This window comes from Pseudomonas sp. TAA207 (assembly GCF_001529285.1).
Classification (GTDB): Bacteria; Pseudomonadota; Gammaproteobacteria; order Pseudomonadales; family Pseudomonadaceae; genus Aquipseudomonas; species Aquipseudomonas weihenstephanensis.
Window position 1 is genome coordinate 1 of the sequence record NZ_LLWJ01000052.1, and the last position, 20906, is coordinate 20906.

Consider the following 20906-nt stretch of genomic DNA (forward strand, 5'->3'; position numbering starts at 1 on the left):
CCCACGGGACAAATAACGGCTCGTTGGAGTCATGCGGTGTGAAACAGACTTCGCGACGCTGGCGGTTGAAGCGGGTGGGAATGACTTTGGTGTAGAGGGCGTGGGCTTGGAACCAGACGTATAGGCCTATAGTTGTTCCTGCTATCCATGAGCCTATAGCAAGTTGCCAAGCGACCAAGAATGAATCCGATATGGCATGCCAAGCATCTAGCCATCCGCTTCCAAGTAGTACAAAGGCTAAGCCTATAAATATTGGGAAACCGAATGCGATAACACATGCACTACTAAATGGCCCTCCCAAATTCAACTGATAAGAAAACACATTGGGCTTCCCCCCGCCAAAGTCCAGATACACATCATTAAAGTCACTGATAGATGGACAGTACGGCTGGGCACCTGTAGGCAAAGGTAAGGGCGCGAGATACGTCTTAGTTCCGGTCAGCATTTTTTTGATATCGCCAGCCCTATGCAAGGGCTTAATTGCCGCTGCCGCAGGCCGAGTTTCTTGAGATTCAGACATTCGGTATGACTTCCAATGCCAGGATGTCGATGGGTAATAAGGTTAACGCTGGGGCTAGGTAGTCGGCGGCGGGGTAGCGACCCTCTTTCAAGGGATTAAAACGAATGCGGTGGGTGTGCCAGACTTGTTGGCCTTGTTCATCCAGGGACCATAACTTCAGTTCAAGCAGCAGTTCTTCATCTAACTTGCCGTTGATGCGTTCTGGATGGCGCGGATAGCTCAGGCTTAAGATCAGCCCCGGCCTGTCCATATGCACACGAAACAGACGTGCCGAGACTTGCTCGCTGATTTCTTCACTGTGCTCATGTGGACGTTTACTGTGCTCCAAAACAGTGGTGAAACGTTGAGCCCCGATCTTTAATCCATGACTGGCTCGCCCTCCTAGCGGCACTTCAAAGCCCGCCAGACTCAAGCCGGGCAAGCATAGATAAACCTCGCCAATATGGGTGGTCGGAAGCCAACTTGCCAGATATGAACCCGCTTGAGGGCGTTTGACTTCAACGAAGGGGGCTTGCAGCAGCAACTTAAGGTGACCCTGAAAGTTCTTCAGGCTCAAGTTTTTTCGTTTTTGAAGTTCCAGTCCCCACGGGGTGCTTTGTAGCCATTGGTCGTGAGCGCTGGTGTTAAAGCGGTTATACAACCAGGTGCTACCTAGTTCTAAAAGGGTAAACAGTCCTCCTGCCAGACTGAAACGATAAAACACAGTGGAGAGACGCACTCCTGAAACCACCCAGGCAGCTTCACGAGCAGCGCCTTTAGTAGCCATCATGATGTTATATGCCGCTCTGAAAGAGTTACTCAATCCATAAGCATTGCTAAATGCCAACCCCCCAGAGCTACTCACTAAAAGCGTAGCCCCAATCTGAGCTTCGCGATTACCGTTGCGTACAGCCTCGGCCCATTTATGTTGATTCGTGTAGAGGCTAGCAAACGCAATAATAAGTCCCGATAAATAGGTGCCAAAGCCCAAGCCAAGATGTAATTTGCCCATAGAAACGTGCAAATGGCTCAAAGAGTTTTTTCGTAAATCGGTTGTCAGTTTTGCAGCCTGTGTAATTAACGCCGTATCGAAAATTCCCTGAACCGCCGAAAAGCCAGCAGCACCTGTTGCGAGAGCAGCATTGATAACACCGCCCCAAACTCTTTGATCCCTCTCTATGGTTATGAATTCTTTAATTATCTGCACCAAATTCACCGCCTGCGCCACGAACAACAACAGCGCCGCCCCATCCCCCAATACATTCGAAGCAGGCGCGCGGCTCACGCCTTCTTTAAAGGTGCGCATCAATCGAGCCACTTGTTGTCGACCTTCCGGGGCAAAGATGACGGTCAGTCCTGCACGCCCCGGTGTTGAGCCGTATAACCGCGCCTGTTCATCCGGCAGTTCTGTGATGGGGCTGATGCTGGCGGCCAGGCGCGCTTCTCCCAAGTCCAGTTGCCAGCGTACAGAGTGGATGTCTTGTAGAAGTGCCTGGGACTTGGCTGAGTGATGGCCATTCACACGGTTGGACTGCTGGCGCGCCTGTTTGAGTGTAAGCAGCCTTTCGCGTTGCTCCAGTACTTCGCTCAAGGTCTCGCGCAAGCTGCCCAGCTCGGCGCGGGAGGCAAAGCGCAAGGTGGCACCTTCGGTTTTGGCCGCCTGCACGATACGCAAGATCAATGCCTGGGGCAGGCTGCGCAATAACTGATCAAGGTCGGGCACGGCCTGGCCTTTGGTGATGCCTTCAAAGCTGGCGAGCAGGGTGTCCAGCCCGCGGTTCAGCGCAGGCGTCCAGGCGTTTTGCGCAGCCTGGGCCACGTTGCGTGTGCTATCGGGCAGATCGTCCAGTATCGGCAGACGCCCGCGCTCAAGGGTGTCCAGGCGCGCGATCTGCTCGGGCAGGTTGTTCAACACGGCCATGCCACTGGCAAACAAAAAGGCGTATTGCACCCACAAGGAGGTCTGTTCGCTCAAGGGCAGGGTGTAATACAGCGGGCGACTGAACTGCGGTTTGCACTCGGCATACGCCAGTAGTTGGGTGCAGGCATCGTCGCTGCGGCAAATATCTTTAAGGCACGCGTATTCAAGGGCAAACGCGTGACCCGTTTGCAGCGAATGCTGGGCATCGAAGTACCAGGCAGCCTTGTGAAATGCGCCTGAACTCACCAAGGCAACCCGGTCGGCGGTGATGTGGTCGAGCAATGAGTTCCAGCGCTCCAGCCCGGTGCGGTGAGCGTGCATCTCGCTGTCCATTGCTTGGCGGTCGATGAGGTCGTTGACGCCGCGCTGGCCCAGTCGAGCGCCATGAAGGATGTTGCTCAAGTCACTGCTGCGACGTTTACCTAGAGCGATCAAGGTCTGGAAATGCGTGTCGACAAACGCCGCAGGCGCGACCCGAAAGTGCTCCCGGGTGTAATAACGGCGATCCACATCCTCAACGGCACTCAGCCCTACAGGTTCCTGTCCCGAGCCAGGGAAAAAATCGGCCGCAAATGCGTCATCCTGTACCGCCTGTCGCAACGCTTGCAGGTCGGCAGGTGTCGGGGTGTTATCGGTTGAAGGTGTCATCAGTCCGCCCCGATTGATGTACGCATGCAAGGCTTTGGCGGTGATCTCTCGTTCAGGCTCGGGCAGGTGATTGAGGTCAGCCAGCAACGCACGTCCTGCGGGGTCATCGATGTCGTCCATAAACGCTTGCACATCTGACTCGGCCAGCCAGGTCAGGGACTCGATGTAACAGCCCAGCAAGTAATCGCGCTCGTTGTAGCCCTTTTGTGCACCGCCGTTTGCCCAATCGGTGACCCAACCTGCGACTTGGTCCTGATAGTTGGCCAAGTCGCGCAACACGCCCAAGGTGTCATCGAGCACTAAATACAAGGTGTCATAGTGATAGCCGGGGGCCACGCAAGTGACCAGTTTGCCCATGAACATGTGTGCAAAACGCTTGGGTTCTTCCCACGTGTAGGGCTGGCGCTCGTGCTCAGGGACTTGGGCGAGTACGCGCTGGCGTTCGGTGTAGGCGGCGTGTTCGGCCAACGAGGCGTTCGGGGCCAGGTGCTGTTGGTGATACTCCACAAACTCGGTGGCCACCTCAGCCAGCCATTCTTCGGTCATCTGCGGCGTGAGCAAATGAGCGCCGCCTGTTTGGCAATTGCTCATGGCCGGATGCACTGCCTGCATGAAATGTTCACGTTCGCCGGGTGAGTCGAGCACTTGATGGCACTTTTTGGCCGTCCACTGCACTTCTGCATAACTGACATACAACGGGTTGTGTCTGGAGACAATCAAGTGCGCCTGCCCCGCCGAGGACTGGCGCTCATCTTCAGTTACGTGTGTGCCTTGAAAGAGCAAGTCGGTGAGTACGCCGTTCAGCAACCGGTACTCGGACAACACGCCCGTGACGGTGTCGATCACGTACAGCCAGCCATCACGAGGCAGGCGCACGCCCAACGGGCGGCTGCTCAGGTGATGGGCCATCAACAGTTCTTTGGCAGGGTCTAGTGCAAGGTTATCGACCAAGCCGTAACGCAGCGGCACCAGCTGCATCGTCGGTTTATTCAGCGGGCATGGGGCGAGCGCCACTTTGGCGTCGGTGCGGCTTAAGTTGATGTTATTCGGGTTGCGGCGGGGAATGCGTGTGGCCATGCCGGAGGCTCCCACAGGCGGGTAGCCCGTGTTGATTAAAAACATATGCCTCTCAAGACTTATGCCAGAACCTCTACAGCCCTTATAAACAGGGGGTTTGGTGATGAGTAGGGAGAGTTTGTTGCGCTCAATACGCGTAAAATTGCGCAACTTTTTGCGCAGTGCTGTGCAATTTTTTGCCAATCCGGCAAGGCACTTGATCGACAAGGGCTGTAGCCCTTTAGTGGGCATAAACCAGAAATAGGCTGTGCAATTTTTTGCGCAATTTGCCCCCTGTGCAAAATACTGCCGACCAGGTGCTCGTGGATCATTTCACTTCAAGCGCCCCGGCGTCAGCCGCCCTCATCTGCGCCAAGAAGCTTTGGGTGTATCATGTCGCGCAAACGCCCCAGCCGTGACGATCCTTGCCGATGCCTGATGTAGCCAGCCCTGTTTTCCCTCCTGAACTGATTGCCGGTTTTGCGGCCGTGCAGCAGCACTTTCGTCAGGTGATCGTGCCGCTGTGGCAAGGCCCCGGCTGGAATGCCGAGCTGGCGTTGCCTTACGAGTCGCTGAGCGCAGCCCATCAACCGTTGCCCCCTGCGCGTTACCGTGCGATGGCTTGCGCCCGGCAGTTGTATGTATTTGCCAGCCTGATGGGGGACGCTCAGTTCCCTGACGCGGGCGAGCGCGCAGCGGCGTTGTTTCGCGCCTTGCAGCAGCATTTTCATGATGCCGACCATGGAGGCTGGTTCTACAGCATCGACCCGCAGGGCGCGCCGCTGGATCAGCGCAAAGACCTCTACACCCACGCCTTCATCATTTTTGCCTGTGCGCATTACTGGGCCAAAGTCCGTGAGCCGTTGGTGGCGTCGGTGCTCAATGCTGCTTTGGAGGTGGTCGCGCAGCGCTTCAATGATGGCAACGGTTTGTACGAAGCCAGCTTGAACCGGGACTGGTCCACAGTGGGCAGCGGCCCGCTGCAAAACCCGCTGATGCACTTGGCTGAAGCCTTTCTCGCCACCTTGTCGGTGCGCGAAGACGCCGCCACTCACGCCGCGCTGCTGGCGCTCGCCGAGGGCATGCAGCAACGCTTCATCGCGCCCGAACACGGGGTGATGCTGGAAAAACCCCGCGGTGCAGCCGATAACTGGTTTGAGCCGGGCCATCAATTCGAATGGTATTTCCTGCTGCAATCCTCACCGTTGCTGCGCACTACGGCGCTGCACGATTCACTGGATCGCGCGTTCGGGTTTGCCGAGCAGGTGGGTGTCGATCCGCAGAGCGGGGCGGTCTGCGGCATGTTGGGCAGTGATGGCAGCCTGCGTGATGGCACGCAGCGAATCTGGGCTCAGGCCGAATACCTGCGGGCACTGACGTTGCGCGAAGATGGCCTGGTGCGGGTGCAACGCCAATTGCAGGCGTTGCAGCAGCACTTTTTACACGTCGGGGGTTGGTACGAATGCCTTGATGCGCAAGGCCAGGTCAGTCGCGAGGACATGCCCTCGACCACCCCTTATCACCTGGCCACTTGTTACAGCGGCCTGGCGCAGTACTTCAATTCAGGCGGCTCGCTTTAAGCCTTGCGGGTCAATGGCCGGGCGTTGAATTTCACCCCGGCCAGACCGTGGGCGATCAGGGCGCGAATGTTGCCGTGATCGCTGCCTTCAGGTGTCGCGAGCACTGAGCGGTAATGTTCGCCAAACGCCAACAGGGCCTCTTGGTCGCTCAACCCTTCCAGCACCGCCAGGCCCAAGGTCTTGCACGACCCTTCGTTTTGCCCTGCCGCATTTTCCACCTCGCCGTTGGTGAAGGCTTGCGGCTGGTAATCGTAGTGCGCGGCGATAAAAGCCAGGGTGTCGGCAAACAGGTGTTCGCCGCTGTTGAGGCTGGCGCGCAGGGCGGTTAGATCAGTCATGCTTTTTTCCTTGGGCAAACGCCGCTGCCTGTTCGGCAGAGGCTTCTTTCTGGTACCGGGCTTTCCAGTCGGCGTACGGCATGCCGTACACCACTTCGCGGGCGTCATCGAGGCTGACCTCGATCTGGCGCTCATCGGCCGCGGCCTTGTACCACTTGGACAGGCAGTTGCGGCAAAAGCCCGAAAGGTTCATCAGGTCTATGTTTTGCACATCTTTACGACTGTCCAGGTGCGCGACCAGGCGACGAAAAGCAGCGGCTTCGAGTTCAAGGCGTTCTTGAGACGTCATGGGGTTCACCGAGTGAGAGAGGGGGGCAGCTTAGCGGCTTGCCGCCAGCGTAATGGAGACCGATTCGGCAAAGCGCAGGGCGTGCGGTTTGTCGACTTCGACTTCGGCATACAACACAGCGCTATTGGCCATCACTAAATCCAGCAGCTCTTGGGTCAGCCGCTCCAGCAGCGCGAAACGGTTTTCTTCAACGTGGGCAATCACAGCTTTGGTGATGGTGCGGTAATTGAGCGCGTGGTCGATGTCGTTATCTCGTACGGCGTCTTGCGCGGCATACAGGATGGTGAGGTTGATCAACACATCCTGCTTGTTGAGGATTTCTTCTTCATTGATGCCAATGTAGGTGCGCAGGCACAGGTCTTTGACGCGAATACGGGCCATTCCTGGCTGAAGTTGTGGCATTACGACTTGCTCCGTCCAATCAGTTGCAGGAACTCCATGCGGGTGCTGGGCTCGCGAAAAGCACCGAGCATCACCGAGGTGTTCATGGTCGAATTCTGTTTTTCCACGCCGCGCATCATCATGCACATGTGCTTGGCTTCAATCACCACGGCCACACCCGCCGCCTGAGTGACGCTCTGAATAGCGTCGGCGATTTCTCGGGTGAGGTTTTCCTGAATCTGTAGGCGGCGGGCAAACATGTCGACGATGCGGGCCACTTTCGACAGGCCGAGTACTTGGCCGGTCGGAATATACGCCACGTGCGCCTTGCCGATAAACGGCAGCAAATGGTGTTCGCACAGCGAGTACAGCTCGATATCGGCCACGATCACCATTTCGTCGCTGTCGGAGGCGAACAGAGCGCCGTTGACGATATCGTCAACGCTTTGGTCATAGCCGTGACACAGGTATTGCATGGCCTTGGCGGCGCGTTTCGGAGTGTCGAGCAAGCCTTCGCGGTCAGGGTTCTCACCGAGACCCAGGAGGATCTCGCGGTAGTGCTCAGGCAATGATGTGCTCATGAAAATACTTCCTCGCGGACGGCTTATTTGAGATGCCGACCGCCATTGACGGTCAGGGTGGTGCCGGTCACATACGGGTTGTCCAGCAGATAACGCAGGCTTTGATAGATGACCTCGGCTCCGGGTTCGATCCCCAGTGCTGACTTGGCCAGGGCCTTGGCGCGGTACGCCGCGTCGTCGTCCGGGTTGAACAGCAGCAGCGCGGGCGCGATGCCGTTGACTTTGATCCGTGGCGCCAGTTTAGCCGCGAATGACAACGTCAGGCTGTCGAGGCCCGCTTTGGTGGCGCAATACGCAATGTGCTTGCTGCTGCCCTTGCGGGTCACATCGTCACTGATATGTACGATATCCGCCGGGCTCGAGCGCTCCAGCAGTTCGCTGCATTGCAGGTTGATCAGGTACGGCGCGAGCATATGCACACTGAACATCTGTGTGAAGTCGCTGATGTGTGTCTCGATGCTTTCTGGCAGCCAGGCCGACGCGTTATGCACAATCGCCCGTAAAGCCTGGGTGTGGTTTTTCAGTTGTTCGATAAACGCGAGAATGCCGTGCTCGGTTGAAAAGTCGCCATACACCGCTGTGGCCCCCAGATCGCGCAACATTTGCACGCCGGGCTTTTCGCTGCGGTAGCTGAAAATCACTCGATAGCCGTCTGCCAGCAATTGCTGCGCGCAGTGCAAGCCAATGCGCTGGGCAGCGCCCGTGATCAGAATGGGTGCGGATTGAGATGGCATGACAGGCTCGGCGTCAGAGAACAGGGGAGAGCGGCAGCGTGATGGCAAAACTATACCAGCGTCCGCTGCGCCACGGCCATGCCTGTGCGGGTCCCCTGTGCCCGGTGCCGTTTCAGTGACCGCTGGAGGTCGCGGCGCTGCCCACAGGTTTGGCAGGTGTGCGGTGCAGCCAGCCGGACAATAAGTGGGTCGATAAAGGAATAAAGAAGTAAACCATCAACGGCGTCAGGGCCAGCGTGCTGACGAACACCCGGGGTAGCAGGCTCAGCTCACTCAGCAAGGGGTTGAGCACGAAATTGAACAGCAATGAAATCGGAAAAAACGCAAGCCAAATAGCCACGGCTTGCTTCCAGCGGGGTGGGCGCTGCCCGGCGGCGCCAAACCAGCCGTCGATGCCGCTGACCCGGTGTTCATGCGGGTGGGCAAACAGATCGCTGCCGCGCAGCAACCAGGCCGTGCGCGAGACTGAATGTTCCCACGCGTGCAGGGTGGCTTCATCGGCAAAGCGGAAAATGATTTGAAAGGCGTCATCACCGGGTGGCGGCGCGAGCACGCCCGAGCCCAGATAACCTGGAAAATCGGTGGCCAACTGTTCGCCTTCATGCAGCCAGGCAATCATTTCCTGATAGCGACCTTCGGCGACACGGCGTGCAACCATCAAGGTGACAGGGGAGGTAGACATTGTGTATCTCCATGTGGCTGATGCTGCCAGGGTAAGGCAGGCATAAAACGCAGCGCCGGGGTGGTGGGCTGCGTTGGAGAGTGCAAGCAAGGATTGTTCCTCTTTTCAATTGATTTAGCCGTTGCTCGGGCACACAGACTCCAATGTTTTCGTGTGGCGTGTGGAACCTTGCTTTGCTTAATGGCCAATCATTAACAACCCGATACTTCAAGAGGACAGAGCATGCTTCTTCAGAACCTCAACGCTATTGCGCCCAATGACAGCCTCTCTGTCAGTACGCGAGCAGGTCATGCGGTTCATGCATCTTTAAAGGCTGGGGATAATTCGCGGCCCGAGGACATAAGCGCGGCGTTCTCTCGGGGTGGGGTGCTGGTGCGCACGGTGCAATTGCCTCATGCCCATAAAGAGCTGCACCACTGTGGCATCAGCGTCGACAACGCCAGAAACTTACACGCCAGTGGCGCCAGTCAGCACGGAGGGTTACGCAAGTGGACATTGGCACACGCCAATCTCGTGCCCAATTATTTCGCAATGGGCCCCAACGTCACCGGTATGCCAAGGCACATGGCATTTTTGGCGCTGCCAGAAAAAGTCGGTCGGCATATTGTGGGCATTCATGAAAAAGACAACGCGTCAGGTAATGTTGCACCGGATATGTCTGTGATTCATGAGGCAGATGCGCGTTTTCACTTGAATAAAATGCTGGCGAGTTTGATCAAGGAGCAGAACGTGCGGCAGAGCGAGCGGTTGGAAAATAATGAAGTGCAAACGGTGGGCATTGAACCCGGCGCGATTGCGGGGCTGCTTTTTTACCCCGTACTGTCCAAACCTGATTGGCTCGCGGCCAGAGCAGACTTTCAGAAAGTCATTGATAAAGGAGGGCCTGAGTTTGCAGGAAGAGCATTCCCTGTATTCACCTATCAGCAGGATGAGGGAACTCAGGTGCCCGCGTTAAAGCTGCTCGACACCCTCGTTAAAAGGGAACGTGAGGCCCATGAGGAGTAGACTCGCCAGACTTACTTTCGGCTGTGGCCTTTGTGATGCCTGTGATGACAGATATTGAACGCACTGTAGCGACTGCTGCTGATCCTCTAGAGCAGGACGGCCTTTATCCGATCCGTGAAGTGTCGCGCCTGACTGGTATCAACCCGGTCACGCTGCGCGCCTGGGAGCGTCGTTATGGCTTAATCCAGCCAAAACGCACCGAAAGTGGGCACAGGCTGTATTCCGTGACCGATATTGAGACAGTGCGACAGGTTCAAGGGTGGATCGAGCGCGGTGTTTCAGTGAGCAAAGTGGGCGAGTTATTGGCGCGTAGTGTCAACGCCACGCCTGCTCAACCCAGTGCCCAAACGGATGAATACACACAGTGGCAGTCCCGCATTGGTGCCGTACTCACGGCCTTTGATGAGCCTGAACTTGAACGTCTTTACGGACAGGTTTTTTCCAGCTACCCGCTCCAAACCGTATTTCATGAGATTTTCTTGCCGCTCTGGCAGCGTTTGTTGCGCGTGCAAGATGAGTTTGGTCGCACCAGTGAATGGCTGTTGCTGGATCGATTTTTACGCGGTCGTGTTCAGCACCGTCTGCAACTACAGGTTGTAGCTGCGCCGGCGCAGTGTGTGGTGCTCGTGGCCTTGCCAGAGTTGTGCCACGAATTGCAGTTGCTGGTGACGGGGTTGTTGCTGGCGCGCAATGATCGGGTCGTCAGGGTTTTGGCCATCGGGCAGCCGCTGGAAGAACTGTCGCTGGTATGTGAAAAAATCCGCCCCCAAGCGGTTGTGCTATTGGGTACCCGCGCCCTGAGTGCTGCGCGCCTTCAACGTTTGCTGAGGCTGACGCAACCCCTCAACAGTGCGGTCTGGTTGGCTGGCGAAGCATCGGATCTGGCCTGCGAAGCATTGATGGCGTCCTCCATCGGGTGCTTGGGCAGTGAGGCGAGTGTGATGAGCCAGCGCCTGGATATGTTCCTGAAAGGCGTTTGAATCTAAACGTGCAGCGCGGGGTGGGCCAGGCGGTGTTGTTGCAGGATGAACTGGCGCAAGCGTTCGGTTTCGCCCTGGTCGCGTTGACTTAACCGATAGGCGTACAGGCCCAGTTCGGTTTGGCGTTCGAGCGTGCCGTGCACCGCAATGCGTTCATAGCCGGTGGGGCTGAACCACTGAGCGAACTGGCGCGGAGGGCGGGTGTCGTTGCGTACCTCGATCAACAAACCCTTGAACGACACTTCACTGACCCACAAGTGGCCGCTGCGCCCGCGCACATTTTCCAGGGCTACCGGTTCGGGCAGTGTCAAACGCCACGGGCGCACCATCGGCCCGTCTTCAAAAATGCTCGGCGCGCCCAATTGCAGATGCTGGGCATGAAATTCGTCTTCAACCAAACGCAGCGGAAAGCTCATTTGCTGATTAGCGAATTGAGCCTGAATCGTGACTTGCTCATGGGCGGCCAGGCGGGTCAGCAGATCGCGTATTTGCGACACCCCATTTACCAGCAGACTCGACGAAGCATCCCGCTGATTAAGCAGCGGGTTTTGATGCATGGTCTGGATAAAATCCAACTCGTCTTGAGTCAGAAGGGCATCGTGCGACATGGTGCAACTCGGTATTGGGCAGAAGAAAATCGTAACTGTTTACAACAGACCATCATTTTTACGTTTTGTTGAGGCCGCTCGTCGCCTTGAGTGTTTGCAGCTCTGCGGTCAGGGCCGCCAGTTGAGCTTCTAGCTGCGCCACGCGTTGTTCCGCTTTGACCTGTTGGCTGACATCTTTTTGCACGCCAATAAAATACGTCAGTTGATCGCTTTCATTGAACACCGGGGTAATCGACAGTTCGTTCCAGAAGTGCGTGCCATCCTTGCGATAGTTGCGCAGCCGCTGGCGGATCGGTTGACCGCTGGCGACCGCTTCGCGGATCAATTGCAGCGCGTGTTGATCGCGATCGCCTGCCTGCAAAAAGCGGCAATCCTGGTACAGAATTTCGTCACGGCTATAACCGGTGAGGGTTTCGAAAGCGCTGTTCGCGTAAATCAGAATGGTGTCATCACCTTCCCGCTCGGCGACCACGATGCCGTCCTGGGATGCGTCGACCATGCGTTGCAGCAAGCGTGCGTTGATCATTGAACCGCTCTTCTGAAAGTGGGGAATCCTTTACGGATGCATGTTTTTGACTGTCGGCAAGCGCGAACTCGTCAAACGGACGATAAGCAAGTGATTCATCGCCAGATTGTCGCCAGCGGTGTTCTGCATTCTAAGACATCGGTGATAGCTGTCCACGTGCCATCACCGAAACGCCGTCTCACCTGTTAATATCCCGGCCTTTTAGTCAGTAACAGGATCAGATTGATGAAAGTCGCCATCCTATGTGGCTCGGTGTACGGCACCGCAGAAGAAGTTGCTCGTAATGCCAAGCAACTGCTGACCGATGCCGGGTTTGAAGTCTTGCTTAACCCGCGTGCAACCTTGGCTGATGTTCAAGCGTTTGCCCCCGATGCCTTTTTGGCGGTCACCTCGACCACGGGTATGGGTGAGTTGCCGGACAGCCTGATGCCGCTTTACAGCCAGATTCGCGATCAGCTCCCGGCGCCCTGGCGTGGCTTGCCGGGTGCGGTTATCGCGCTGGGCGACTCAAGCTACGGCGACACGTACTGCGGCGGCGGCGAACAGATGCGCGAGCTATTTGCTGAACTGGGCGTGCAGGAGGTGCAACCCATGCTGCGCCTGGATGCCAGCGAAACAGCAGCGCCTGAAACTGACAGTGAGCCTTGGCTTGGTGAGCTCATCCGAGTGCTGAAGCCGTAACCGGCCGCTCGCGCAACAACTCCAGCCAGGCGTGAGCGGCGCGCGACAGATACGCGCCCTTGCGCCAGATAAAGGCGATGTCCCAGCGCAGATCATCCGGCGCAATGAGTTTTAGCCTCACCACGCCGGGGCGCACCAGCCCGCGCGCGACGACGCTGGGCAACAATACGACGCCTTGGCCGGCCGCCACCAGCGCCACCAAAAAATCAGATTGCCCGCTGCGACCACCTTCCTTGGGGGTAAAGCCCATTTGCTGGCAAGCCTGGAGCAAACGATCATTGAGTACGAAACTGCGCTGATACAGCAGAAACGGTGTTTCAGCCAACTGCTCCAGTCGCACACTGCCATCTTCTGCCAGTGGATGATCAATGGGCAGTAAGGCATCGAGCGGTTCATCGCAAAACGGTTGGTAGGCAAAGGCCCGATTGTTGGGCGTCAAACTGCCACCTATCTCCAGCTCGCCGCTTAACACCGCTTGCTCGACCACCAGGCTACCGCCTTCGAGCAATTGCACCTGAATGTTGGGGTAGCGTCGGCGGTATTCGGCAAACAGCCCGGCGAACAGCGCATCACTGCCCAATAGCGGCAGGCCCAGACGCAATTCGCCCCGCGTCAAATGACTCAAGTCATCGAGTTCACTCAACAACTCTTTTTGCAAACGCAACATGCCTTCTGCCCGTTGCAGCACCACATTGCCCGCTGCGGTCAGCCGTACATGTGAGCCCAAACGGTCAAACACAGGCGTGCCCAGGCTTTGTTCGAGCTGAGCCACTTGTTTGCTCACCGCCGATTGACTGATATGCAAGGTGTGCGCGGCCTGGGTGAACCCACCGAGGCGAGCGACTTCAACGAAGGTACGAACTTGTTTGAATTCCATTGAGTGAATTCCATTTTGGAATGACTGCCAGTCTAACAATTCGTTTTCGAGATGGAAGAGGGGTCTTTACACTGAAGGCCTGTCTGGGATGGAAACAAAATGAAACGCTTCGATGTAAAACGCTTGGGTCGACTGGTCACTGAAATCGTTGTTCTGCTGGCCATCTATTTTGCCGGGTGTCAGATTGCCAGCGGCTTGCAGCTACCCATACCGGGGGGCGTGGTGGGCATGGCGCTGTTGCTGCTGGCCTTTGCGCTGGGCTGGGTCAAGCCTGCGGCGTTGCAACTGGGAGCGGGCGTGCTGATGGCCGAAATGCTGCTGTTTTTTATTCCGGCCCTGATGAGCCTGCTCGACTACGGCGTATTGGTGCGTGATGAAGGCTGGCGCATTTTGCTGGTGATTGGTATCAGCACGTTGCTGGTGATGGTGGTGACGGCGTTTACCGTGGAAGCGGTGTGCCGCTGGAGGTTACGCCATGAAGTTTGAATGGATGCCGATGTTCTGGTTGCTCTTCACACTTGCCACCTATGGCCTGAGCCGCTGGTTATACCGGCGCACGGGTCGCTATCTGTTGTCCCCGTTGATTCTGGTGCCCGCGTTACTGCTCGCGGTGGCTGTACCGCTGCACACCGCGTACGCCGAATACTCAAGCAACACCCATTGGTTGATGCTGGTATTGGGCCCGGTCACCGTGGCGTTTGCGGTGCCTATCTGGCAGCAGCGTAAATTGCTGGCCAAACATTGGGTGGCGCTGTTGATGGGCATGTTGGCGGGCAGCGCTGTGTCCATTGGCAGTTCATTCTGGCTGGCCAAGGCGCTGTCGCTGGACACCTCGCTGACCCTGTCGCTGGTGCCGCGCTCCATCACCACCCCGTTTGCCATGCCGCTGGCGCAGGACTTGGGTGGCATCCCTGAACTGACGGCCGTGTTCGTGATGTTTACCGGTGTGTTTGGTGCGCTGCTGGGCGGCGTGTTGCTCAAATGGCTACCGTTGCGCAGCAGCCTGGCGCGGGGCGCTTTATTTGGTATCGGGGCGCACGGTGCAGGTGTCAGTCGTGCGCGTGAGGTGGGCAGCGAAGAAGGTTCTGTTGCGGGGCTGGTGATGGTGCTCACAGGTATTCTCAACCTGTTTGCCGCCCCGTTGCTGGCGATGTTGCTGTAGCACCGCCGAGCGTGGTGTGTCGGCACTCGCGATGCATTCGCCTTAAATCGCGCGCATAAAAAAGGCCGCTGTAAACACAGCGGCCAAGGAAGACGTTCGATCAAGGAGCTACAAATCAACGTCAGGGTGAACCAGGTTGCTTCTTGGCCTGTCAGGGCCAAGTGCTGAATAAAGCCGACGCAGGCATCCACACTGGATCGTCGGGACGCTTAAGGCATGTGCCTGAAACGTGCGACAAGAATAAAGTCTGGTTGTTGATGGAGTAAGCCCACTTCAAGACAATCTCTGTTACAGCTTTGGCAATAGTGAAATCCTCTCTCAACCTCTCTGGCTCAGGCTTCGCGGGGCTCTTTGCGTATGAGCGAATCGATAAATATGCAGTGCACCGTTTAATCGTGAGCGGCGCTTAATACGTCAACGAAAAGTGTCTGTCTGCACAACGACTTTCAGCATGACGCTGGAGGGCAGGCGCCTAAAAAAGGAGTTCCACCATGAATACGTTAAATAATGCTCCATCGGACCCACGCGCACTGAGCATGCTAGATGAGCGCGTGCGGGTATTTCTGAACAACACGCTCGAACCGTTGGCACTCAATTGTGCTGACGTTTACATCAACATCGTGGACGATCCGGTCACGCTGAAGCTGGTGTCGAGCCAGTCGCTTTACGAAGTGGGTATTGAGTGTCTGGCACGAGGAAGTGAGCCTGTGTACGTGCAGGGAATCACCTATGTGTTTTCCCAGCCGTGGACGTTTGAGCAGGCGTATCGCATCCGTAAACCATCACTGGCAGACGTTGAGAAACTAATGCGCAGCCTGCTGGATGAGGCCAAATACCAGTGGGGCGTTTGATACCCGTGGGTGTTAGCCGGGTTGATAGCCCATTCGCCAACTGATGGCTCGACTGGTAGCGAGTACAAGCTTGGCTGCTGGACCATTTTCATCGGCATGGAACACCGAGGTGGGGCCGACAACGGTGAGCACCCCGGCCACTTTGCCGGTGGCATCAAAGACCGGCGCCGATAACGCATCGACGCCGGGCATCAACAGGCCGTGTACAAAATGCAGGCCTCGTTCACGCACCTCACTGCACAGCTGCACGTAGGTTTCAGCTGATTGCAAAGGATGAACCTGCTCCGTATTGAGTTCTTGCTCGCGCAACTCTGCGGTTTCACGGTCGGGCAAATACGCATTGAATACCAGGCCAGTAGACGAACTCAACAACGGCAGAACCGACCCCAATTGCGTCACGACGGTCACGGCGCGTACGGCTGGCTCAATGTGAACCACGGTTGCGCCCTGATTGCCCCACACCGCCAAAAAGCAGGTTTCATTCAAATCATCGCGCAGCTGCGAGAGCGGTAAGGCCGCGACTTTCACCACATCCATGCTATTGAGCGCTGCCAGGCCTACGCGCAACGCTTCGCGGCCCAGGCCGTAATGGTTGGTGGCGGCATTCTGTTCCGCAAACCCGCTGGCAATCAGTGCCTGCAAATAGCGATGCACTTTGCTTGCCGGCATGTGTACGTGCTCGGCCAGGCGCGACAGCGAGGTGGCGGGCGACAGTTCGGCCAATGCTTTGAGAATGTCCGTACCTACTTCGGCTGAACGTACTTTTTGCTTGCCAGAACTGTCGGTGCTTTTGAGGGGCTTTTCCATGGTGTCGCTTACATCTCGGGATCAATGGGCGTCTTTATAGCTTGACGCTTAATACCAATCAAATTACGTTATGCGTAATCAAATTACGATAAAAATAACGCAGCGGTGCGCACGCGGATTCAGAGTAGGGCGCAGTCACCTGCATTCTCCACGCTGGAGGCTCCATGAACCTCGACTCGCCTATGTCAGCCCTTGATTATCAATCCGGGTTTGGCAACGAATTCAGTAGCGAAGCACTGCCCGGTGCGTTACCTGTCGGTCAAAACTCCCCGCAAAAAGCCCCTTATGGCCTGTACGCCGAATTGTTATCGGGCACTGCGTTTACCATGACCCGCAGTGAGGCCCGTCGCACCTGGATGTACCGCATTCAGCCATCGGCCAATCACCCGGCGTTTGAAAAACTTGAGCGGCAACTGGCCGGTGGCTCACTGGGCCAAGTCACACCGAACCGTCTGCGTTGGAATCCACTGCCAATTCCCAGTGAGGCAACGGATTTTGTTGACGGGCTAGTGGGCATGGTCGCTAACAGCAGCGCGCAAAATCCTTCAGGGATCAGCATTTATAACTACTGCGCCAATACGTCGATGCAGCGCGTATTTTTCAATGCTGATGGCGAGTTGCTGATCGTGCCCGAGCAAGGGCGGCTGCGGATTGCCACTGAGTTGGGGCGTATGGAGCTTGGGCCTTTAGAGATCGCGGTGATCCCCCGTGGCATGAAATTTCGTGTCGAGTTACTCGATGCCCAGGCACGCGGTTATGTGGCCGAGAACCATGGCGCACCCTTGCGTCTGCCGGATCTGGGGCCAATTGGCAGCAATGGCCTGGCCAATCCACGGGACTTTTTGACCCCGGTCGCGCATTACGAAGACCGCCAGCAACCCACCGCTCTGGTGCAAAAGTTCCTGGGCGAACTGTGGGGCTGTGAGCTGGATCATTCGCCGTTGAACGTGGTCGCTTGGCATGGCAACAACGTGCCGTACCTCTATGACCTGCGTCGTTTTAACACCATTGGGACGGTCAGTTTTGACCATCCTGACCCTTCCATTTTTACGGTGTTGACCTCGCCCACCAGCGTTCCCGGCCTGGCCAACCTCGACTTCGTGATTTTCCCGCCACGCTGGATGGTGGCTGAAAAAACCTTCCGCCCGCCCTGGTTTCACCGCAACTTGATGAACGAGTTCATGGGGCTGATCCAGGGCAACTACGACGCCAAGGCCGAAGGCTTTTTGCCAGGCGGCGCTTCGCTGCACAGCTGCATGAGTGCCCACGGCCCGGACGGTGAAACCTGTAGCAAAGCGATTGCGGCCGAGCTGCAACCGAGCAAAATCGACAACACCATGGCCTTCATGTTTGAAACCAGCCAAGTGTTGCGTCCCACCCGGTTTGCCCTCGAATGCCCGCAACTGCAACCCCATTACGACGCGTGCTGGGCTTCCTTGCCTGCCACCTTCACCCCGAATCGGAGATAAGCATGACCCAGTCCACTCTCACCCGTAGCTGGATCGCCTCTGCTAACGGCCATACCGATTTCCCGCTGCATAACCTGCCTATGGGCGTGTTCAGCCTCGCCGGTTCGCTGCCGCGCAGCGGCGTTGCGATTGGCGACCACATCTTCGATCTGGAAGCGGCGCTGGCGGCGGGTCTGTTCGAAGGTCAGGCCAAGGTCGCTGTAGAAGCCACCATTGGCGGTGCGTTGAATGCTTACTTTGCCTTGGGTCGCAGTGCCCGCATTGCCTTGCGCGAACGCTTGCTCGAACTGCTCAGCGAAGGCAGTACGCTGCGCGGAAAAATCGAGGCCCAAGGCGCCACACTGCTGCCTTTGGCGGCGGACTGCCAACTGCATCTGCCAGCGAAAATTGGTGACTACACCGATTTTTACGTGGGCATTGAACATGCAAAAAACGTCGGCAAGCTGTTCCGCCCGGACAACCCGTTGTTGCCCAACTACAAATACGTGCCGATTGGTTATCACGGGCGGGCTTCAACCATTCGCCCTTCAGGTGTTGAGGTGCGTCGCCCTAAAGGCCAGACCTTGCCGGCCGGTCAGACCGAACCGAGCTTTGGCCCGTGCGCCCGGTTGGATTACGAGCTGGAGCTGGGCATCTGGATCGGCCAGGGTAATGAGATGGGCGACAGCATTCCCGTGAGTGAAGCGGGTGAGCACATTGCCGGTTTTTGCCTGCTTAACGACTGGTCGGCGCGTGATATTCAGGCGTGGGAATACCAGCCGCTGGGTCCGTTCTTGTCTAAAAGTTTCATCACCACCCTCTCGCCGTGGGTGGTGAGCGCCGAAGCCCTTGCACCGTTTCGCCGTGCGCAGCCGCCACGTCCAGAGGGTGATCCGCAACCGCTGGCGTACCTGCTCGATCCTGAGGACCAAGCCAATGGCGCGCTGGATATCGAACTGGAAGTGTTGCTGTTGACCCAAGCCATGCGTGAGCAAAAACTGCCAGCGCATCGACTGGGTTTGAGCAACAGCCTGAACATGTACTGGACGGCTGCGCAACTGGTCACGCACCACAGCGTCAATGGCTGCCAACTGCAAGCCGGTGACTTGTTTGGTTCGGGCACGCTGTCGGGGCCACAGCGTTCGCAGCTGGGCAGCCTGTTGGAACTCACAGAAGGTGGCAAACACCCGGTTGAATTGCCGTCTGGCGAGGTGCGTAAATTCCTCGAAGATGGTGACGAAATCATCCTGCGCGCCCGCTGTGTCCGTGAAGGTTATGCCTCCATCGGCTTCGGCGAGTGCCGTGGCACCGTGGTCGCGGCGCGCTAGAAGGAGCGGGTCATGGAGCTCTTTACTTACTACCGTTCGACATCTTCCTACAGGGTGCGCATCGCGCTGGCGCTCAAAGGGCTGGATTACCAAACGGTTGCGGTCAACCTGATCGCGGCCAATGGGGGTGAACACCGTCAACCGCCGTACCTGGCAATAAACCCGCAAGGCCGTGTACCGGCCTTGCGCACCGACAATGGCGATGTACTGACCCAATCACCGGCCATCATCGAGTACCTCGAAGAGCAATATCCGCAGGTGCCGTTGTTGTCCAGCGACCTGATAACGCGGGCCCATGAGCGAGCGGTGGCGAGCCTGATCAGCTGCGACATACACCCGCTGCATAACGTCAGTGTCTTGAATCAATTGCGTGCTTTAGGGCAGGACGAGCCGCAGGTGGTGCAGTGGATCAGCCACTGGATCACACAGGGTTTGGCGGCCATCGAGCCATTGATTGGCGACAGTGGTTACTGTTTTGGCCCTCAGCCAGGCCTGGCGGATGTGTATTTGATGCCTCAGTTGTATGCGGCCGAACGCTTTAACGTGGTGTTGACCGCGTATCCGCGAATTTTGCGAGTGGCGCGGTTGGCGCAGGATCACCCGGCATTCATCAAGGCACACCCGGCGCGGCAACCCGACACACCGGGTTGAACGTCGGCAAAATCAAAAGCCTGCCTTGAGCCTGTCGGTTAATCGGGGGCTGGCTCCAAGGGGGCTTTGGCTCTTTAAACAGCCAAGGCATTCTCTGTCTTTGCGCAGATATGCCCGAAGTAAAGAATGCCACACAGGCTTATGCCTGCTCACTTCAACGACTTTTCAGGCGACGCCTATACTGGCGATTACCTGTCACCGTTCGAGGGCTGGATAATGTTTGCTCTCATGCAAAGTGCTCATGTGGAGTCACTGCACCTCACCGTCGACCCGGTTACGGGTCTAAAAGCCATCATCGCCATTCACAGCAGTCGCCTGGGGCCTGCGCTGGGTGGCTGCCGTTATCTGGCCTATTCCGATGACGAAAGCGCTGTCACCGACGCTGTCCGCCTGGCGCAAGACATGAGTTATAAGGCGGCGCTGGCAGGTTTGGCTGTGGGTGGCGCGAAGGCGGTGATCATGCGCGCCCCGCATGTTGAAAGCCGCGCAGCCTTGTTTGAAGCCTTCGGGCGATGTGTTGAACAGCTCGATGGCCGCTACATCACCGCTATCGACAGCGGTACATCAATGGCCGACATGGATTGCATTGCCCAATACACCCGGCACGTCACCAGCACCACGGCCGCGGGAGATCCTTCACCCCACGCGGCAATGGGCGTTTTTGCGGGTATCCGCAGCACGGCGTCTTCACGCTTGGGCAGTGACAACCTCGAAGGTCTGCGGGTGGCGATACAGGGTTTGGGCAAGGTGGGGTTTGCGCTGGCGCAGCAGTTGCACGCAGCGGGTGCCGAGTTACTGGTCAGCGACACGGACCCCGGTAAGGTGCGCTTGGCGATGGAGCAATTGGGCGCACATCCGGTTGCGCCAGAAGCCTTGCTCAGCACGCCGTGTGACATCCTCGCGCCCTGTGGTTTGGGTGGCGTGCTCAATTGGCACAGCGTGGCGCAACTGCGCTGTTCAGCTGTAGCGGGGTGTGCGAATAACCAGTTGACCAACCTGCAAGTGGCCGACCAACTCGAACGGCGCGGCATTTTGTATGCGCCTGACTATGTGATCAATTCGGGCGGTCTGATTTACATGGCGCTCACCCATCAAGGCGCGCAACCCGAAGTAATCAACCTGCAACTGTTGCGTATCAGTGAGCGCCTGACAGGCATTTATGCCCATGCGCAGGCAGAAAAACGCTCACCGGCGCGCGTGTCGGATGAACTGGCGAAAAAGTTGCTGTACGGCGAGTGATGCGCGACCGTGTCAGCCTGTGACGTCAAACAGC

General features: G+C 57.2%; 22 protein-coding genes and 1 pseudogene. 11 read left to right on the forward strand and 12 right to left on the reverse strand.

The features are described from left to right. Window positions 1-520: pseudogene (locus tag AP059_RS22585) on the reverse strand (hypothetical protein); the annotation flags it as partial. Next, a complete protein-coding gene (locus AP059_RS03450) occupies window positions 513-4190 on the reverse strand; it encodes a toxin VasX (protein WP_059761941.1) in 3678 nt (1225 codons plus the stop codon). The gene AP059_RS03450 and the pseudogene AP059_RS22585, both read right to left, overlap by 8 nt. A gap of 365 nt (window positions 4191-4555) precedes the next feature. Here AP059_RS03450 and AP059_RS03455 point away from each other — a divergent pair, with 365 nt between their 5' ends. Further along, window positions 4556-5704: an AGE family epimerase/isomerase gene (locus AP059_RS03455; RefSeq protein ID WP_059761940.1), complete on the forward strand. Its 1149-nt coding sequence runs from the start codon at window positions 4556-4558 to the stop codon at window positions 5702-5704. Here the strand turns inward: AP059_RS03455 and AP059_RS03460 are convergent. The 6 genes from AP059_RS03460 to AP059_RS03485 all read right to left on the reverse strand — a co-directional run bounded on the left by AP059_RS03460 (window position 5701) and on the right by AP059_RS03485 (window position 8709). Beyond that, window positions 5701-6042: a HopJ type III effector protein gene (locus AP059_RS03460; RefSeq protein ID WP_059761939.1), complete on the reverse strand. Its 342-nt coding sequence runs from the start codon at window positions 6040-6042 to the stop codon at window positions 5701-5703. The genes AP059_RS03455 and AP059_RS03460 overlap by 4 nt on opposite strands. Further along, entirely contained in the window at window positions 6035-6331 is a 297-nt protein-coding gene (locus tag AP059_RS03465) for a DUF1244 domain-containing protein (protein WP_059761938.1), read from the reverse strand. Before AP059_RS03465 ends, AP059_RS03460 begins: the two co-directional genes overlap by 8 nt. A 30-nt stretch (window positions 6332-6361) precedes the next feature. Next, window positions 6362-6733: a dihydroneopterin triphosphate 2'-epimerase gene (gene folX, locus AP059_RS03470; protein ID WP_059761937.1), complete on the reverse strand. Its 372-nt coding sequence runs from the start codon at window positions 6731-6733 to the stop codon at window positions 6362-6364. Then, window positions 6733-7293: a GTP cyclohydrolase I FolE gene (gene folE / locus AP059_RS03475; protein ID WP_059761936.1), complete on the reverse strand. Its 561-nt coding sequence runs from the start codon at window positions 7291-7293 to the stop codon at window positions 6733-6735. Before folE ends, folX begins: the two co-directional genes overlap by 1 nt. A 23-nt stretch (window positions 7294-7316) precedes the next feature. Beyond that, window positions 7317-8027, reverse strand: a complete 711-nt coding sequence (folM, locus tag AP059_RS03480; protein ID WP_059761935.1) for a dihydromonapterin reductase — start codon at window positions 8025-8027, stop codon at window positions 7317-7319. A 112-nt stretch (window positions 8028-8139) separates the two neighbouring features. Further along, window positions 8140-8709, reverse strand: coding sequence for a hypothetical protein (locus tag AP059_RS03485; protein WP_059761934.1), 570 nt, complete (start codon window positions 8707-8709; stop codon window positions 8140-8142). 222 nt (window positions 8710-8931) lie between these two features. On the opposite strand from AP059_RS03485, the gene AP059_RS03490 reads away from it, so the two are divergent. Together AP059_RS03490 and AP059_RS03495 are read left to right on the forward strand one after the other, a co-directional pair. Further along, window positions 8932-9714, forward strand: a complete 783-nt coding sequence (locus tag AP059_RS03490; protein WP_059761933.1) for a hypothetical protein — start codon at window positions 8932-8934, stop codon at window positions 9712-9714. A 35-nt stretch (window positions 9715-9749) separates the two neighbouring features. Next, entirely contained in the window at window positions 9750-10694 is a 945-nt protein-coding gene (locus tag AP059_RS03495; protein WP_059761945.1) for a MerR family transcriptional regulator, read from the forward strand. A 2-nt stretch (window positions 10695-10696) separates the two neighbouring features. On the opposite strand, the gene AP059_RS03500 is transcribed toward AP059_RS03495, so the two are convergent. Continuing rightward, complete coding sequence (locus AP059_RS03500) at window positions 10697-11302, reverse strand: hypothetical protein (protein WP_059761932.1); 606 nt, start codon at window positions 11300-11302, stop codon at window positions 10697-10699. Between the two features lie 58 nt (window positions 11303-11360). Then, on the reverse strand, window positions 11361-11828 hold the full coding sequence (locus AP059_RS03505; protein ID WP_059761931.1) for a PAS domain-containing protein: 468 nt from the start codon (window positions 11826-11828) through the stop codon (window positions 11361-11363). A gap of 225 nt (window positions 11829-12053) precedes the next feature. On the opposite strand from AP059_RS03505, the gene AP059_RS03510 reads away from it, so the two are divergent. Further along, the gene (locus AP059_RS03510) at window positions 12054-12509 is read left to right on the forward strand and encodes a flavodoxin (protein ID WP_059761930.1); all 456 of its coding nucleotides are present in this window, start codon (window positions 12054-12056) and stop codon (window positions 12507-12509) included. On the opposite strand, the gene AP059_RS03515 is transcribed toward AP059_RS03510, so the two are convergent. Next, complete coding sequence (locus AP059_RS03515) at window positions 12487-13386, reverse strand: LysR family transcriptional regulator (RefSeq protein ID WP_059761929.1); 900 nt, start codon at window positions 13384-13386, stop codon at window positions 12487-12489. The two genes, AP059_RS03510 and AP059_RS03515, sit on opposite strands and share 23 nt — an antisense overlap. Before the next feature lie 99 nt (window positions 13387-13485). On the opposite strand from AP059_RS03515, the gene AP059_RS03520 reads away from it, so the two are divergent. The 3 genes from AP059_RS03520 to AP059_RS03530 all read left to right on the forward strand — a co-directional run bounded on the left by AP059_RS03520 (window position 13486) and on the right by AP059_RS03530 (window position 15399). Further along, a complete protein-coding gene (locus tag AP059_RS03520) occupies window positions 13486-13872 on the forward strand; it encodes a CidA/LrgA family protein (protein WP_059761928.1) in 387 nt (128 codons plus the stop codon). Then, window positions 13862-14548: an LrgB family protein gene (locus AP059_RS03525; RefSeq protein WP_048363195.1), complete on the forward strand. Its 687-nt coding sequence runs from the start codon at window positions 13862-13864 to the stop codon at window positions 14546-14548. The genes AP059_RS03520 and AP059_RS03525 overlap by 11 nt, the downstream gene beginning before the upstream one ends. Before the next feature lie 491 nt (window positions 14549-15039). After that, on the forward strand, window positions 15040-15399 hold the full coding sequence (locus AP059_RS03530) for a hypothetical protein (protein WP_059761927.1): 360 nt from the start codon (window positions 15040-15042) through the stop codon (window positions 15397-15399). A 12-nt stretch (window positions 15400-15411) separates the two neighbouring features. Here the strand turns inward: AP059_RS03530 and AP059_RS03535 are convergent, their stop codons facing one another. Next, window positions 15412-16206 carry an IclR family transcriptional regulator gene (locus AP059_RS03535; RefSeq protein ID WP_059761926.1) on the reverse strand — a complete coding sequence of 265 codons (795 nt, stop codon included), beginning with the start codon at window positions 16204-16206 and terminating at the stop codon, window positions 15412-15414. Between the two features lie 164 nt (window positions 16207-16370). Between AP059_RS03535 and hmgA the strand changes: the two genes are divergently transcribed. From hmgA to AP059_RS03555, 4 genes are all read left to right on the forward strand, one after another. Next, window positions 16371-17675, forward strand: a complete 1305-nt coding sequence (gene hmgA, locus AP059_RS03540) for a homogentisate 1,2-dioxygenase (RefSeq protein WP_059761925.1) — start codon at window positions 16371-16373, stop codon at window positions 17673-17675. Window positions 17676-17677: 2 nt separating this feature from the next. Continuing rightward, window positions 17678-18982: a fumarylacetoacetase gene (gene fahA / locus AP059_RS03545; RefSeq protein ID WP_059761924.1), complete on the forward strand. Its 1305-nt coding sequence runs from the start codon at window positions 17678-17680 to the stop codon at window positions 18980-18982. Window positions 18983-18994: 12 nt separating this feature from the next. Next, window positions 18995-19633, forward strand: coding sequence for a maleylacetoacetate isomerase (gene maiA / locus AP059_RS03550; RefSeq protein ID WP_059761923.1), 639 nt, complete (start codon window positions 18995-18997; stop codon window positions 19631-19633). A gap of 216 nt (window positions 19634-19849) precedes the next feature. Next, entirely contained in the window at window positions 19850-20872 is a 1023-nt protein-coding gene (locus AP059_RS03555; RefSeq protein WP_059761944.1) for a Glu/Leu/Phe/Val dehydrogenase family protein, read from the forward strand. Window positions 20873-20906 lie beyond the last annotated feature (34 nt).

Bases quoted from the DNA above. Each gene is read 5' to 3' on its own strand.
- AP059_RS03450 (WP_059761941.1), bottom strand. From the start codon at position 4,190: ATGTTTTTAATCAACACGGGCTACCCGCCTGTGGGAGCCTCCGGCATG.
- AP059_RS03455 (WP_059761940.1), top strand. From the start codon at position 4,556: ATGCCTGATGTAGCCAGCCCTGTTTTCCCTCCTGAACTGATTGCCGGT.
- AP059_RS03460 (WP_059761939.1), bottom strand. From the start codon at position 6,042: ATGACTGATCTAACCGCCCTGCGCGCCAGCCTCAACAGCGGCGAACAC.
- AP059_RS03465 (WP_059761938.1), bottom strand. From the start codon at position 6,331: ATGACGTCTCAAGAACGCCTTGAACTCGAAGCCGCTGCTTTTCGTCGC.
- folX (WP_059761937.1), bottom strand. From the start codon at position 6,733: ATGCCACAACTTCAGCCAGGAATGGCCCGTATTCGCGTCAAAGACCTG.
- folE (WP_059761936.1), bottom strand. From the start codon at position 7,293: ATGAGCACATCATTGCCTGAGCACTACCGCGAGATCCTCCTGGGTCTC.
- folM (WP_059761935.1), bottom strand. From the start codon at position 8,027: ATGCCATCTCAATCCGCACCCATTCTGATCACGGGCGCTGCCCAGCGC.
- AP059_RS03485 (WP_059761934.1), bottom strand. From the start codon at position 8,709: ATGTCTACCTCCCCTGTCACCTTGATGGTTGCACGCCGTGTCGCCGAA.
- AP059_RS03490 (WP_059761933.1), top strand. From the start codon at position 8,932: ATGCTTCTTCAGAACCTCAACGCTATTGCGCCCAATGACAGCCTCTCT.
- AP059_RS03495 (WP_059761945.1), top strand. From the start codon at position 9,750: ATGCCTGTGATGACAGATATTGAACGCACTGTAGCGACTGCTGCTGAT.
- AP059_RS03500 (WP_059761932.1), bottom strand. From the start codon at position 11,302: ATGTCGCACGATGCCCTTCTGACTCAAGACGAGTTGGATTTTATCCAG.
- AP059_RS03505 (WP_059761931.1), bottom strand. From the start codon at position 11,828: ATGATCAACGCACGCTTGCTGCAACGCATGGTCGACGCATCCCAGGAC.
- AP059_RS03510 (WP_059761930.1), top strand. From the start codon at position 12,054: ATGAAAGTCGCCATCCTATGTGGCTCGGTGTACGGCACCGCAGAAGAA.
- AP059_RS03515 (WP_059761929.1), bottom strand. From the start codon at position 13,386: ATGGAATTCAAACAAGTTCGTACCTTCGTTGAAGTCGCTCGCCTCGGT.
- AP059_RS03520 (WP_059761928.1), top strand. From the start codon at position 13,486: ATGAAACGCTTCGATGTAAAACGCTTGGGTCGACTGGTCACTGAAATC.
- AP059_RS03525 (WP_048363195.1), top strand. From the start codon at position 13,862: ATGAAGTTTGAATGGATGCCGATGTTCTGGTTGCTCTTCACACTTGCC.
- AP059_RS03530 (WP_059761927.1), top strand. From the start codon at position 15,040: ATGAATACGTTAAATAATGCTCCATCGGACCCACGCGCACTGAGCATG.
- AP059_RS03535 (WP_059761926.1), bottom strand. From the start codon at position 16,206: ATGGAAAAGCCCCTCAAAAGCACCGACAGTTCTGGCAAGCAAAAAGTA.
- hmgA (WP_059761925.1), top strand. From the start codon at position 16,371: ATGAACCTCGACTCGCCTATGTCAGCCCTTGATTATCAATCCGGGTTT.
- fahA (WP_059761924.1), top strand. From the start codon at position 17,678: ATGACCCAGTCCACTCTCACCCGTAGCTGGATCGCCTCTGCTAACGGC.
- maiA (WP_059761923.1), top strand. From the start codon at position 18,995: ATGGAGCTCTTTACTTACTACCGTTCGACATCTTCCTACAGGGTGCGC.
- AP059_RS03555 (WP_059761944.1), top strand. From the start codon at position 19,850: ATGTTTGCTCTCATGCAAAGTGCTCATGTGGAGTCACTGCACCTCACC.